Below are 15,110 nucleotides of genomic sequence, written 5' to 3'. Positions count from 1 at the left end.
TTACCTGAAATAATAAATAAATCATATACATGAATCCTTTATTACTTATACAAAATGCAACTGGCGAAACAGCTGAACTAGCTGCAGAGGTAGCTGAAAACCAAATGAATTATTTTGAGATGGCTAAGGCTGGTGGATTAATTATGATTCCACTAATACTACTGTCATTTGTAGCTGTTTACATTTTTATTGAACGATATTTTGCCATACAGAAAGCCTCATCGGAGGATTTAAGTTTTATGAATAAGATCAAAGAGTATATTCATGACGGTAAAATAGATTCTGCATATGCATTATGCCAACAAGTTGATAATCCAGTAAGTAGAATGATTGAAAAAGGAATCAGTCGCATTGGCCGACCATTGCAGGATGTTAATACAGCGATAGAGAACGTTGGTAATATGGAAATTAGTCGCTTAGAAAAAGGCTTACCCACATTAGCAACGGTAGCTGGTGGAGCTCCTATGATTGGATTTTTAGGAACAGTAATTGGTATGATTAGAGCCTTTTTTGACATGGCCAACGCTGGCTCAAACATCGATGTAGGTTTACTTTCGTCGGGTATTTATACAGCCATGGTAACTACTGTAACAGGTTTAGTAGTTGGTATCATTGCTTACTTTGCCTATAACTTTCTGGTTGCACGAGTTGAAAAAGTTGTATTTAAACTTGAAGCCAGAACCATGGAGTTTATGGATTTATTAAACGAACCTGCAGCATAATAAAATAGTCATTAGCTAGTTAGTGGTCATTGACCAAACTAATATCTAAAAACTAGAAACTAATCAAATGGCTTTAAAAAGAAGATCTAAAATTAGTGCAAGCTTTAGCATGTCGAGCATGACAGACATTGTTTTTCTATTGCTCATTTTCTTTATGATTACATCAACTATGGTACATCCTAATGCCATTAAGTTGTTGATTCCGAAACAGGCTACAAAAAAGGTGGTGATAGAGAAATTTATTAACGCCAGAGTATCTTCGTCAGGAAATATTTATGTGAGTAACAAAAGGGTATCGGAAGCTGCATTAGAGAGCACTTTATTAAAGTCTTTCAATAGTTCGGATAGAACTTTTATAAAATTACGAACAGATAAAAACGCCCCAACAGGTGAAGTGGCCAAAGTGCTCGATATTGCAGAATCTAACCAGATTAAGGTTGTTTTAGATATTCGATAAAAGCGTAAAAGTAGATAGTTTATAAACGAATAAAATGGGATTAAAAAGAGGTAGTAAAGTAGATGCTGGGTTTAGCATGTCGAGTATGACTGATATTGTATTTCTATTGCTGATTTTCTTTATGATAACATCAACCATGGTAACCCCGCCTGCTAACAAGGATTTGATTCTCCCTAAAAGTGACCATCAGGTTTCGGCAAAACCCAACACAACTATCTCGGTAACGAAAGATTTAAAATACTATGTGGAGGGTGATGAGATTTCTTTTTGGAAAATGGAACGACGTTTGAAGGAAATAATGAATGCAGAGCCCGAGACATACATCGCATTGCATGTAGATGAATCTGTTCCTTTTTCGATTGTAGGGAAAATCAGAGACATAGCAATTCGTAATAAATACAAACTTATTTTAGCTACTCAAGCCAAATAAAGTCATACTAAAGAAAGAATTTATAATGGAGAAAAAATATAACAAACAAGGAATAATAGGTTCAGTCATTTTTCATGTGCTGGTATTGTTGTTATTAATTTTCTTTGGATTAAAAGTATTACCTCAAGAGGAAGAAGGCATATTAGTTAATTTAGGTAATGTACAAACTGGTTTAGGTCCCGTTGAACCGCCTAAGGCTTCTCAAAAACCGACTCCTGTTGAGCCAAAAAAAACAACACCTCCACCAGCGCCAAAAGAAAAAGCGACTCCCAAAACAGAAGAATCTGTTAAAACGCAAGATTTTGATGAAGCGCCTGAGGTAAAAAGTGCTGAGCAAAAAAAGAAGGAAGAAGAAGATAGAATTAAGAAACAGTTAGAAGCCGAAGCGCGCAAAAAACAACTCGAAGAAGAACGGAAAATTCAGGAGGAAGCTGATAGGAAAGCTAAAGCTGAGGCCGAAGCTAAGCGACAAGCTGAATTGGAGAAACAGCGTCAATTAGAGGAAGAACGTAAAAAGCGAGAAGAAGAACAGCGAATAAAAGACGAAGCCCGCAATAAAGTTGGCAGTGCCTTTGGTAAATCCAATAGCGATAGTTCCTCTGAGGGGGATGCTGGCGGTTCTGGCAACCAAGGTTATGTTACTGGCGACCCCAATAGTAAAAATCGTTCAGGTAGTGGTCTTGGAGATTCTGGCAATGGATTTTCTTTAGATGGACGCTCATTAGTGGGTACGCTGCCACAGCCTAATTATGGCATTCAGGAACAAGGAATAATAGTAGTTCAGGTAACCGTTAGTAAATATGGCCAGGTAGTTAGTGCCGAATATCAGCTAAAAGGTTCAACTTCTCAAAACTCTACATTAATAAAGGCGGCCATTGACGCTGCAAAAAAGGCTAAGTTTAATTCTGATGCCAATGCTTCAGCATTTCAAAAAGGAACCATCACATACACCTTTGAATTGAATTAGAAGACGGCTGTCTTTAATAACTAGACATCTTTATTTTAAAGGAAGTCAAAGGCCTATTATCTCCGTAAATAGTTAAATAGTCCGACTTAATTGCTTTAATCGAGATTTGCATCTGTATTATACCATCCTTATAGGTAGGCATCAAAGCTTTTTTAGTTTCGCCTCTTTCAAAAGCATAAGAAAACATAGAAACAGATTGAGAAGATTCCGTATCTCGTTTTGAAAACTCAACTTTTAAGGTATTTTTTTCACTTGATGTTATTACACCTTCCTCGTTTATCAACTGTAGGTTAGAATGCAAATATGGCTTATAAAATAAGGGTATTAAACCAAAATCTTCTCTCGTTTTATTTAAAAATAACCACTCACCTTTTTTGGGGTAATGGTTTAAATAAAACAACGAAGGTTCAATTAAAAAGTAAGCCTCGCTATATGTTCTAACGTAATACTCGCTTTCTTCGTAAAGTTCGCCTGCACCCCAGGTAACATCAAGTAATTGCCATTTACCTTGCAATTTTACGGCATTCCAATAATGATTTACACGACCTGCTTTACGGCCAATATCCTTTAGTCCACTTTTAGAAGTTCCTTCTATAGTAACGCACTCAACACCAGAATTAACACATAACTTCTCAAATAAAAATGCAAATTCCTTAGCCACCGCTTTTTTTGTTTGAAACGTTTGCTCTGCAATTTCTCTATTTACTTTCTGAATTTTTGCTTCTTTCTCTTCCTGTGTTTTATACCTAAAGCTATATGTCACCTTATCTTTATCCGAAAAATGTTCTTTGGTATTAAAAACAACATTAGTCGCCATCCAATAATAAATGCCACCAACTTTATCCCTATCGTTTTTTTTGAAATTCTTATTAATTAATAGGGCAAACGAAGTAGTACTATTTATTTTTTTAGGAAATGCATCCACAACATCTTTTACATCCTGGCTAATTTGAGCATCTAATTTACCCCACAATAAAACCGAAGTAAGTGCGAGTAGTATTCTAATTTTCATTTCTTAATGATTTCCAAAGGCTTAAAAATTGCAATTAAATTCTACAATTCCTAACTACTGAAGCGTTTAAATGTCTGGTCCCCTTCCAATACGTCTTTAGAATCGTACCTTTCCCTTAAAAATATTAGTATGGCTCGATGACTTTATATAGTTTTCCTTGTCAACTCCCCATAAACCTATGTCTTCAGCTTTATCCTTTTTTCGCCAATACCTTCTCGAATCTTTTACCAGCTTTTTCCTTTGCTCCGCTGTTAAGTTAAACTCAGGATTCAATTTAGCACTCAACCTTACTGAGTTAAGGTCAGAAAGGTTTGTGGTATCTGGTTCGGCCAAGTTTGAATAGTACATAGCTAGCTTTTCGATATTTTGCTGATATTCGTTAAGAACCGTTGAATCAATTCCCACCTTATATGTTTCTTGCCCTACTAGCTTTATATTTACATTATAATCAGAATTTTGTCTATAGATTATCCCTTGCTCAAAAATAGAATCCGTAATTTCTGGAAATAGATAAAATACCATTTTCTCCGTTGCATCAATTGTATCGCCAACCATTGGGTGTAATTGAACTAACTTTTGTGCATTAACACTACTCATTAATATTGCTATCAGTGCAACTAAAGTTACTTTTCTCATGGTTTAATAAAATTTGGTTTATCCTATACTTATCTTTTTTCCTAAAAACTTAGGTTGTTTTCCTACTAGTAAATCCAACATCATTTTTACCCTAGCCAATCGTTCCCTCACCATTACTTTAAATCCATATCGCTTACTGACTGATTTTGCATTAAAACCAATAGCTTCCATATTTTTATAATAAGCTATATAAATAGCTCTTTCATTATGAAATTGTTGAGAAATAACTGTAACACTCGACTGCCCAAATATTTTATGACTCCGCACCACTGAATCTAAAGTTCTGAATCCAGCATAATCCAAATAGATTCTATCTTCAGGAATTCCTCCTAATATTAGGTCTTCTTTTATGGTAGTAGGCTCATCATATAATTGCGTTGAATTATCCCCACTTATTAGTATGTAATCCACCTTACCTGCTTTATACAACTTAATAGCTGCTTCAATTCTATACTTATAATATAGGTTTACATGTCCATTGTTAAGATATTTTGCTGTTCCTAAAAACAGGCCAACTTTATTATAAGGAATACTACTTGTTGAATTATATACTTTGCCTGCTGTTTTATACTCCACCAAGTAATCTGCTACAACTATAGCTATTGCAGCAAAGGAGCAAACTATTAAAATAAGAATTATCGTTCTTTTGATGAATTTCATTTAAAAGTAGAATATAACAAATAGTAAAGTTAAATTATTGTCGCAAAAACTAGGGAATACCCCCTATTTTTTATCAACTTAAATTGATATACGTTTGTAATAGAAACAAAAAGTGTTAACAAACCCAATAAATAAATGAAGAAAATTTTAATTCTTGCCATTCTGCTAATTCCCACTTTGCTGATGGCTAAAAACCAAAAACTTGAATCTTTTGAACAGATTATGGATGCCTTAAAACAGGGAAAAACAGTGAAAGCCGTTTTTTATTATAAGGATTGTCAATTGATTAGTGGTAACGAGATTAAAGATAAAAGCGTTGATGCTATTGGAGGAATGTCAATAGACACATGGGAATACTTCGCTAAAGGTTCAATCAGAAACAAGGAGGCTTTTGTGGTATCATCTGCGTCTAAATTAATTGCCAACCCACTAGATGAAGGCTTTGTTTACAACTATGTGAAAATTAAAGTTACAGAAGCTGGAAAGGTTAAAATAACGGCTAAATACATTGACTCCATCACGCACGAGGAAACAATGACCGAAAACTTTTTTACCACCATCAATAAAGACGAAGAAGGCTCAGCTCATTTCTTTGCAGAATAAAACAATTACCTTACCCATCAACAATCAAAGGCATCTCAATTGAGGTGCCTTTCTTTTTATCAATCAAACCTATTCTTTAATACCAAAATCGTAAATTGCTATTTCTTTATATTGCTCTTCTGGCAGTAATAAAGTACTAGGGAAGTTTGGCAAATTAGGTGTATTAGGCAAATGCTCCGTCTCTAAACAAAAACCTGCATGAGGTCCATATTTTATGCCGTATTTTCCTATTAACTGATCATTGATTGCATTTCCTGAATAAAACTGAACCCCAGGTTGAGTTGTGCTCACATCCATTGTTATTCCAGTACTTGGTTCTATCACTTCTATCACCTTTTTTAGCTCTCCCTCTGTCTTATTAAACACATAACAATAATGATAACCATTATGATTTAATTGGTGCATATGATCTCCCATACGAGTCATTTGAGTTAAATCCCATTCCTCTCCTAATACAGATCCGATAACCCCAGTAGGAACAATATCGGCATCAATTTCTGTATAATTATCGGCATCAATCTTAATAAGATGATCGTGTATGGGTGATTTACCTCCGTTTAAGTTAAAATAACTGTGCTGGGTTAAACTAACATGAGTAGCTTTATCGGTACTTGCTTCAAAAGTAACTTCAATAGCATTATTATGACTGAGTATATAAGTAACAGTCACATCCAAGTTTCCAGGAAAGCCATGCATCCCATCCTTAGACAAATATTTTAATTGCACTCCTACTCCTTGTTTGCTTTGCACCTCTTTACTTTGCCAAACTGCGGTATTAAATTCCATTCCTCCATGAGAGCAATGTACTTTATCGTTTTGAGTTAAATGATAAGTTGAGTCATTGATAACAAAACTGGCATTTCTAATTCTATTAGCAAAACGACCTATGGTTGCACCAAAACACGGGTTAGGATCAAGGTACTGTTGCAGATTATCATATCCTAAAACAACATCAACCATATTCCCATTTTTATCGGGCACTAATACCGAGGTTATAATTCCTCCATAATTGGTTAATTTCATCACCATTCCGTTTTCATTAGTTATGGTATAAAGATGAATCGCTTCTCCATTAATCTCTCCCCATATTTCTTTAGTTGACTTATTTTTAGGTACCGAACAACTAATAAGGCCAAGTCCAATAACTGCTATTAAAACGATGATGTTTTGTTTCATAATTATGGTGTAAAATTTAAACTAAGATAATATTTCTGCATAAAAAAAGGGCACCTCAAAAAGAGATGCCCCGATATAATAAAGGTCTAAGTAATTACTTAATCTCTTCGTATGAGATATCAGACAAACGTTTGTAGCCATTATAACGCCATTTAGCATTTTCTTCTGAAGCTTGGAATAACTCACCAGCTTCTTCTGGGAATGCTTTTAATAATGATGTATAACGTACTTCTCCTTTAAGGAAGGATTGGAATAAATCCCACTTAGGAGGTTTAGAGTCTAATACAAATGGGTTCTTTCCTTCTTCTTCCAATAATGGATTGTAACGGAATAAGTGCCAGTATCCACACTCTACAGCTTTCTTAGTCTCGTTTTGAGTACCACCCATTCCACCTTTCAACCCGTGGCTGATACATGGAGAGTAAGCAATAATCAATGAAGGACCTGGATAAGCTTCTGCCTCTTTAAGCGCTTTGAAATACTGCGCTTGGTTTGCACCCATGGCTACCTGAGCAACATATACATAACCATAAGTTGTTGCCATCAAACCAAGATCTTTCTTACGAATTCTCTTACCTGAAGCAGCAAACTTAGCAACAGCACCAATAGGAGTAGATTTAGATGCTTGACCACCAGTATTTGAGTAAATCTCAGTATCCATTACCAAGATGTTTACATCTTCACCAGTAGCTAATACGTGATCTACACCACCGTAACCGATGTCGTAAGCCCATCCATCACCACCAAAGATCCAGTTAGATTTCTTAACCAAATAATCTTTAAGTGCAAGGATTTCTTTAGCAACAGCGTTAGACTCATTTGCTAAAGCAGCCTCAACAGCTTTAGAAACCTCACGTGTTTTAGAACCGTTTTGTTTATTTTCAATCCATGCTTCAAAAGCAACTTTTGTGTCAGCAGAAACAGCATCAAGATTTTCGTTCATTAAACGCTCAAGACGGTCGCGTAGCTTGTTAACTCCAAGTGCCATACCTAAACCATACTCTGCATTATCCTCAAATAATGAATTTGCCCATGCTGGCCCTTGTCCTTCACTATTTTTACAGTAAGGCGTTGCAGGAGCAGAACCACCATAAATAGACGAACAACCAGTTGCATTAGCAATCATCATTCTGTCACCAAATAATTGAGTAATTAATTTGATATATGGAGTTTCACCACAACCAGCACAAGCTCCAGAGAACTCGAATAATGGTTGAGCAAACTGAGAAGCTTTCACGTTCATGTCTTTCTTCATGATACTATCTTTGATAGCTACTTTCTCAGCCATATATTCCCAACGAGTAATTTCCTCTCTTTGCGAATCAAGAGGCTTCATTACAAGGGCTTTTGTTTTAGAAGGACAAACATCTGCACAGTTACCACAACCAGTACAATCTAGCGCAGATACCTGAATTCTGTATTGTAAACCATCAAATCCTTTACCGTTTGCTTTTTTAGTAGTTGTTCCAGCAGGAGCACCTTCCAACTCAGCCTCATCCAATAAGAAAGGACGAATTGCAGCATGTGGACAAACATAAGAACACTGGTTACACTGAATACAGTTGTCATCTTGCCATTCTGGTACATTTACAGCAATACCACGCTTTTCGTAAGCGGTAGTACCAGCTGGGAAAGTACCATCCTCAACACCATTGAAAGCACTTACAGGAAGGTCATCACCTTTTTGTCCGTTAACAGGAAGTACAATATCTTTAATAAAAGCAGGCACATCAGATCTAAACTCAAGCGACTTAGGCTCTAATTTAGCCCACTCAGCAGGAACAGCAACTTCAGTTACAGCACCACCTTTTTCAACCGCTTGGTAGTTCATATTTACAACGTCTTCACCTTTTCTTCCGAAAGACTTAACAATTGCATTCTTCATTTCCTCTACTGCTTGATCGTAAGGAATTACTTCAGCAATCTTAAAGAAAGCTGACTGCATGATGGTATTGGTACGATTTCCTAAACCAATTTCCTCAGCAATAGCAGTAGCGTTAATAATATAAAACTTGATTTCGTTTGCTGCAAGATATTGCTTAACACCTTGTGGTAAACGATCTTTTGTTCCTTCAGCATCCCAAATAGAATTTAAAAGGAAAGTACCTCCTTTTTTCAATCCTTTTAGCATATCATATTGATTCAAATATGCAGGAACGTGACATGCAACAAAGTCAGGTGTGTTTACTAAATACGGCGAACGGATTGGAGTATCACCAAAACGTAAGTGAGAAATAGTAATACCTCCAGATTTTTTAGAATCATACGCAAAATAAGCCTGAGCATATTTATCCGTATTGTCACCAATAATTTTAATAGAGTTTTTGTTAGCACCTACAGTACCATCAGAACCTAATCCGTAAAATTTACCTTCGAATGTACCTTCAGCAGCAAAGCTGATTTCTTCTTTTAAAGGAAGAGATTTGAAAGTAACATCATCTACAATACCTACAGTAAATTGATTCTTAGGCTCAGCAGACATCAGGTTTTCAAAAACAGTAATCATGTGAGTAGGCGTAGTATCTTTTGAAGATAAACCGTAACGTCCACCAATGATTTTCGGAGAATTAGCTTTACCGTTGAACACCTCAACAATATCAAGATATAATGGATCTCCATTAGCTCCTGGCTCTTTAGTTCTGTCAAGAACACAGATATTCTTACAAGAAGCTGGAACAGCTTTCATGAAGTACTCTGCAGAGAAAGGACGATATAAGTGAACAGCAATTAAACCTACTTTTTCACCTTTTGCATTTAAGTAATCAACTGATTCTTTAATTGTATCAGTGATAGAGCCCATCGCAATAACTACATTTTCTGCATCCTCTGCACCATAGAAAGTAAAAGGAGCATAATTACGACCTGTAATAGCATTAATTTTGTCCATATACTTAGCTACCATATCAGGAATAGCATCGTAGAATTTATTAGCTGCCTCACGAGACTGGAAGTAAATGTCAGGATTTTGAGCAGTACCTCTTGTAACAGGACGCTCAGGATTTAATGAATTATTTCTAAAAGCAGCAAGCGCTTCTTGATCCACTAAGCCCCTAAGGTCTTCCATATCCATTTCCTCAATTTTCTGAATTTCGTGAGAAGTACGGAATCCATCAAAATAGTGCATAAAAGGAATACGCGATTCAATAGAAGCAAGGTGGGCAATACCAGCTAAGTCCATTACCTCTTGAACGCTACCAGTTGCTAACATAGCACAACCAGTCTGACGAGCAGACATAACATCACTGTGATCACCAAAAATAGAAAGTGCTTGAGCGGCTAATGAACGAGCACTTACGTGGAATACACCTGGTAATAACTCACCAGAAATTTTGTACATATTCGGGATCATCAATAATAATCCCTGAGAAGCAGTAAATGTAGAGGTTAATGCACCAGCTTGTAACGAACCGTGCATTGCTCCTGCAGCACCAGCCTCTGATTGCATTTCTTCAACTTTAACGGTTTCACCGAAAATGTTTTTTCTTCCTCCTGCAGCCCACTCATCGATGTACTCTGCCATTGTTGAAGAAGGCGTGATTGGGTAAATTGCAGCTACTTCGCTAAACATATAAGCGATGTGTGAAGCGGCATAATTACCATCACAGGTAATAAACTTCTTTTCTTTAGCCATTTGTTTAATATTTAAGTTTTAACTACTATTATTTAGAACTATTCTAATCTACTGAATATCAACATTTAAATTTACAATAATATGTTGATAGCTCTATACTATTTTAATATAAAAAACCGAAAAGCCATAAAGGAATATTCCCCTTACTGCCTAACTCAATCATATCCGTTGCTCGTATTGAACCAGCCTTAATATTCTTTTTAAGATTGCTATGATCGCAAATTAAAAAGTTGTGTTTATCATCCACTTTAAAGTCTGCCTCCTTGGTATAAGTTAACTCATGAATACTTCCAACCTGATTGTAAAAAAACGTTTTATGCAAAATATCCTTTTGCGCTTCACCACTTTTAATAGAATATATGAGGTTAGGATTGTGCAAATAAATAAGCGAAGGCTTTTTTTGCATGGACTCTTCTCCCTCATATAATAACTTTATTAACCTTGCTTGACGCAGATAATAAAGGTAATTCATTACGGTGGCTCTTGAAGTATTGATGTGTGCACTTAACTTACTCACATTGGGCTGAAATGGAGACTCTGCTCCTACTTTGTACAATAACTTTCTAAGGCGTGGCAAATATTTTAGCTCAATCTGACGAAGGAAACTAATGTCAATTTCCAAAATTAGATTTAAGCTCTTCATGAGATTCTCGGCATAATGTCCATTACCAAAGAAAAATGGATAATAACCATAATGCAAATAATCATCAAAATAGGCCAAAGGACGAACCTTATCTACAATATTCTTGGCAATCGATTCATGATCTTTCAAAATTTCCTCCAAAGAGTATGAGTCAAAAGACAAACCTGTTTTTAACTCCAAAAACTCTCTAAACGAAAAGCCTTCCAACTTATACGAATGTACAATCTCTTTTAAATGAGGATTTTCTTCGCGTAAGCGCATTACCGTAGAACCTGAAAAAACAATTTGCAGATCCTTAAAATTATCGTAACAATATTTCAGTTCCTCACTCCAACTAGGATATTTATATACCTGATCTAGTACTAAGGTTTTACCTCCCGTTTTTCTAAACTGATCGGCAAATGAAATAATGGTATTTTGTGTAAAATAGAGGTGGTTTAGATTTACATAAAGACATGCTTTATCTGTGCCGTAAGTTTTTTTTGCAAAATCAAGCAAGAAGTCTGTTTTACCAATACCTCTAGTTCCTTTGATTCCAATTAAACGATGACTCCAATCTATCTGATCCATCAATTTTCGACGAATCGGAACTTTTAAATTTTCAATTAGATATCTATGTGTTTCAAAAAATGACTGCACCTTGTCCTTTTGTAAATTATAGAACAAATGTAATATTCACATTCATTATTTTGCAATCTCCACATTACATTTTACGCCTAAAGCTGTAATTTATACTTATTAAAAATAACACCATAGTATAATCTCCACAATACAGTAGTTTTTGCATTTAAGCATACGAATACCTAAATAACAATCTTATTATCAAAGCTATAATTGCAATAATAAAAAAAGGGCCTTTCTGATTTACAGAAAAGCCCTTCATATATTTTAAAACTTAAACTAACGATTAACCATCATTCATAGAAATCAGAAACTCTTCGTTATTTCTTGTTTTTCTTAATCTATCCTGTAAGAAATTCATCGCCTCAATTGGAGTCATATCTGATAAGAAGTTACGAAGCACCCATAAGCGGTTCATACTTTCTTTCTCTATCAATAGATCCTCGCGACGTGTACTTGATAAAGTAACATCCACAGCTGGGTAAATACGCTTGTTAGAAAGTTTTCTATCTAACTGAAGCTCCATATTACCCGTACCTTTAAATTCTTCAAAGATAACCTCATCCATCTTAGATCCTGTCTCTGTAAGCGCAGTTGCTAAAATTGTTAACGAACCTCCATCCTCAATATTACGAGCCGCTCCAAAGAAACGCTTTGGTTTGTGCAATGCATTAGCATCAACACCACCAGAAAGCACTTTACCGGAAGCTGGAGAAACTGTATTATAAGCACGAGCTAAACGCGTGATTGAATCTAATAAAACAACCACATCATGACCACACTCCGTCATTCTTTTAGCTTTCTCTAAAACAATATTCGCTACTTTTACGTGTCGCTCTGCTGGTTCATCAAAAGTAGATGAAATAACCTCTGCATTCACACTTCGAGCCATATCAGTAACCTCCTCAGGACGTTCATCGACCAAAAGAATAATCATATATACTTCTGGGTGATTTGCTGCAATAGCATTAGCTACCTCTTTTAATAAAACAGTTTTACCCGTTTTAGGTTGAGCTACAATTAAACCACGTTGTCCTTTTCCAATTGGCGCAAACATATCCACAATACGTGTTGACATGCTTTCTTTACCACTCCCTGTTAACTTGAACTTTTCATCAGGAAAGATTGGCGTCAAGTGATCAAAAGGAACACGGTCACGCACAATTTGTGGCGATCTACCGTTAATTTCTTCAACTTTAATTAAAGGAAAATATTTTTCGCCTTCTTTCGGAGGACGAATAGTTCCTAAAACTGTATCTCCTGTTTTTAAACCAAAAAGTTTAATTTGAGATTGAGATACATAAATATCATCTGGTGAATTTAAGTAATTGTAATCCGAAGATCTTAAGAAACCATAACCATCTTGCATGATTTCAAGAACACCTGAAGCTGAAATAATACCATCGAAGTCAAATGACTTATCTTGTCTATCGTTGCGACGATTATTATCTCTTCGCTGATCATTGCGATTATTATTATCTCTTCGTTGATCGCGGTTGTCATTCTGACGAGGGTGACGACGATTCTCCTGTTGACCAGCATTATCTCTTCGCTCTCTTGTCTCCTCTTTTTTATCCTTAACCTCTTCCGTTTTTGCAGGGGTTTCAGTAGGAGCTTTTACTTCCGACTTAGCTTCAACCACTTTTTCCTCTACTTTTTCTTCAACCTTTTTAGGTTTAGCTTGTGGCTTAGGTTGAGGTTTTGGTTGAACTCTTGGTTTTGATTCTTCTTTTTTAACAACTTCGTCAGCTTTAGCTTCTGACTCAACTTTTGTAGAAGATCCCGCCTTTTGCACTTTAGGTGTACGCGCCCTTTTAGCAGGTTTTTTTTCTACTGGCTTGTCTGTTTTTTTCTTTTCAGAAGCCACTATAGCTTGCTCATCCAAGATTTTATAAATAAGATCTTGCTTTTTAAAAGAATCTACACGTTTGATCTTTAACTCTTTAGCAACATCCTTTAAGTCAGCTAAAAGTTTTTTATTCAATTCAAGAATATCGTACATAATTTTTTACCAATAAAATTCTTTTGGGGGAATATTTTTATGATTGAACTTGCGTTCAGTATTGTTATATTAATTGTAATTTGATTTTTGTGCTCTGAAGGCCAATGATTCTAAAACGAAGAAAGATGCCTAGAAGATTTGATGCAAACTTAAGCAATCTGTACCAATTCGCAAAATTATTTCACATTTTTTACTCAACACATAAATCAGGAGTTTCATCCAAACGTATTGATATTTATTCAACTTGTAAAACACTAACTTACTTTTTTTGTTATATTTACCGTAAGACATTAATCACACACACTCCTTAGCAAAGGGACATATGAGACAACTCAAGATTACAAAACAAGTAACAAACCGCGAAACACCCTCGTTGGATAAATACTTGCACGAAATTGGCAAGGTTAAATTAATCACTGCGGAGGAAGAAGTTCAATTAGCCAAAAGAATTAAAGAAGGGGATGAAGGTGCATTGCAAAGGCTAATTAATTCTAACTTAAGGTTTGTTGTTTCTGTTTCAAAACAATACCAGAACCAAGGACTAAGTCTACCTGATTTAATAAACGAAGGTAACCTTGGACTAATAAAAGCAGCACAGAGGTTTGATGAAACACGCGGTTTTAAATTTATTTCATATGCTGTATGGTGGATTCGTCAGTCCATTCTTCAGGCCTTAGCAGAACAAGCCAGAATTGTGCGCCTGCCACTGAATAAAATTGGCTCAATGAACAAGGTGAACAATACCTTTTCTAAATTAGAGCAAGAATACCAACGTGAGCCCACTTCAGAAGAAATTGCCGATGCCTTAGATCTTGCTCCAAAAGAAGTAAAAGAATCGCTTAAGGCGATGAGCAAGCACCTTTCGATGGATGCTCCATTGCGTAAGGACGAAGCTAACAACATGTACGACACTTTATTGTCGGAAGACGCCATTAGTCCTGATAATAAATTATTAACCGACTCTTTAAGACGAGAGATTGACCGCTCGCTAGGGACCTTGTCTGCTCGTGAAGCAGATATCATTAGGTTATATTATGGCTTAAGTGGAGAACCTCCATATTCGCTTGAAGAAATAGGAAATTTATTTAGTTTGACTAGAGAAAGAGTTAGACAAATAAAAGAAAAAGCAATTAAACGATTAAAGCATACATATAGGAGTAAAATACTGAGATCCTACCTGGGATAACTGCTTAATAAAAATAAATACTATCCTAAATAAATTGGTGCTTCGCGCAAACCTGAGTTCATCCTGAAACAATTAAGAATACTCAACTCTTAACTGTTCCAATGTTCTTGATAACAAAAACTAAGGAAAAAAATTACTTTATGATTTTTGCTTCGTTCGGTACTATTCAAGCAAGCTTGATGCGCTACCCTCTCTTATCGCAAAAAGTCAAGGCTGCACCAGTTTCGTTCAAAAAACTACGGTTTATGACTGAAATTATTTAAACTCAACCTTTCTCGTTCCTCAAAAGGATTCAAACAGAAAATAATTTTTTAGCGTTATTTCAGCCTTGTTTTTTGACTCACCTGCTGAGGCCGATACTACT

13 protein-coding genes are annotated in these 15,110 nt (G+C 35.8%); 6 read left to right on the top strand and 7 right to left on the bottom strand.

Translation table 11 applies throughout. The features are described 5' to 3' along the window. The first annotated feature begins 29 nt into the window (after positions 1-29). From A8L32_RS21820 to A8L32_RS21805, 4 genes are all read left to right on the top strand, one after another. Positions 30-722: a MotA/TolQ/ExbB proton channel family protein gene (locus A8L32_RS21820; RefSeq protein WP_075591544.1), complete on the top strand. Its 693-nt coding sequence runs from the start codon at positions 30-32 to the stop codon at positions 720-722. A gap of 67 nt (positions 723-789) precedes the next feature. Then, positions 790-1,179, top strand: coding sequence for an ExbD/TolR family protein (locus A8L32_RS21815; RefSeq protein ID WP_075591543.1), 390 nt, complete (start codon positions 790-792; stop codon positions 1,177-1,179). Between the two features lie 34 nt (positions 1,180-1,213). Then, the gene (locus A8L32_RS21810) at positions 1,214-1,609 is read left to right on the top strand and encodes an ExbD/TolR family protein (RefSeq protein WP_075591542.1); all 396 of its coding nucleotides are present in this window, start codon (positions 1,214-1,216) and stop codon (positions 1,607-1,609) included. Between the two features lie 25 nt (positions 1,610-1,634). Next, positions 1,635-2,576 carry a cell envelope integrity protein TolA gene (locus tag A8L32_RS21805; RefSeq protein WP_075591541.1) on the top strand — a complete coding sequence of 314 codons (942 nt, stop codon included), beginning with the start codon at positions 1,635-1,637 and terminating at the stop codon, positions 2,574-2,576. Positions 2,577-2,589: 13 nt separating this feature from the next. Here the strand turns inward: A8L32_RS21805 and A8L32_RS21800 are convergent, their stop codons facing one another. From A8L32_RS21800 to A8L32_RS21790, 3 genes are all read right to left on the bottom strand, one after another. After that, positions 2,590-3,588, bottom strand: coding sequence for a transglutaminase domain-containing protein (locus A8L32_RS21800; RefSeq protein ID WP_075591540.1), 999 nt, complete (start codon positions 3,586-3,588; stop codon positions 2,590-2,592). A gap of 96 nt (positions 3,589-3,684) precedes the next feature. Continuing rightward, positions 3,685-4,224 carry a hypothetical protein gene (locus A8L32_RS21795; RefSeq protein ID WP_075591539.1) on the bottom strand — a complete coding sequence of 180 codons (540 nt, stop codon included), beginning with the start codon at positions 4,222-4,224 and terminating at the stop codon, positions 3,685-3,687. 18 nt (positions 4,225-4,242) lie between these two features. Continuing rightward, positions 4,243-4,884 (bottom strand): SanA/YdcF family protein, encoded by a 642-nt coding sequence (locus A8L32_RS21790; RefSeq protein ID WP_075591538.1) that lies wholly within the window; start codon positions 4,882-4,884, stop codon positions 4,243-4,245. Between the two features lie 135 nt (positions 4,885-5,019). Here A8L32_RS21790 and A8L32_RS21785 point away from each other — a divergent pair, with 135 nt between their 5' ends. Continuing rightward, the gene (locus tag A8L32_RS21785) at positions 5,020-5,487 is read left to right on the top strand and encodes a hypothetical protein (protein ID WP_075591537.1); all 468 of its coding nucleotides are present in this window, start codon (positions 5,020-5,022) and stop codon (positions 5,485-5,487) included. Positions 5,488-5,556: 69 nt separating this feature from the next. Here A8L32_RS21785 and A8L32_RS21780 read toward each other — a convergent pair whose 3' ends face one another. The 4 genes from A8L32_RS21780 to rho all read right to left on the bottom strand — a co-directional run bounded on the left by A8L32_RS21780 (position 5,557) and on the right by rho (position 13,560). Beyond that, complete coding sequence (locus A8L32_RS21780; protein WP_075591536.1) at positions 5,557-6,663, bottom strand: aldose epimerase family protein; 1,107 nt, start codon at positions 6,661-6,663, stop codon at positions 5,557-5,559. A 94-nt stretch (positions 6,664-6,757) separates the two neighbouring features. After that, entirely contained in the window at positions 6,758-10,294 is a 3,537-nt protein-coding gene (gene nifJ / locus A8L32_RS21775; protein WP_075591535.1) for a pyruvate:ferredoxin (flavodoxin) oxidoreductase, read from the bottom strand. A 103-nt stretch (positions 10,295-10,397) separates the two neighbouring features. After that, positions 10,398-11,507, bottom strand: a complete 1,110-nt coding sequence (locus A8L32_RS21770; RefSeq protein WP_233145518.1) for an AAA family ATPase — start codon at positions 11,505-11,507, stop codon at positions 10,398-10,400. A gap of 337 nt (positions 11,508-11,844) precedes the next feature. Further along, positions 11,845-13,560 (bottom strand): transcription termination factor Rho, encoded by a 1,716-nt coding sequence (gene rho / locus A8L32_RS21765; RefSeq protein WP_075591533.1) that lies wholly within the window; start codon positions 13,558-13,560, stop codon positions 11,845-11,847. A gap of 322 nt (positions 13,561-13,882) precedes the next feature. Between rho and A8L32_RS21760 the strand changes: the two genes are divergently transcribed. Beyond that, positions 13,883-14,746 (top strand): sigma-70 family RNA polymerase sigma factor, encoded by an 864-nt coding sequence (locus A8L32_RS21760; protein ID WP_075591532.1) that lies wholly within the window; start codon positions 13,883-13,885, stop codon positions 14,744-14,746. Positions 14,747-15,110 lie beyond the last annotated feature (364 nt).

Source organism: Labilibacter marinus, from assembly GCF_001659685.2.
Taxonomy (GTDB): Bacteria; Bacteroidota; Bacteroidia; order Bacteroidales; family Marinilabiliaceae; genus Saccharicrinis; species Saccharicrinis marinus.
Note: the sequence above shows the minus strand (reverse complement) of the source record. Positions and strands in the feature narration are given on the sequence as shown.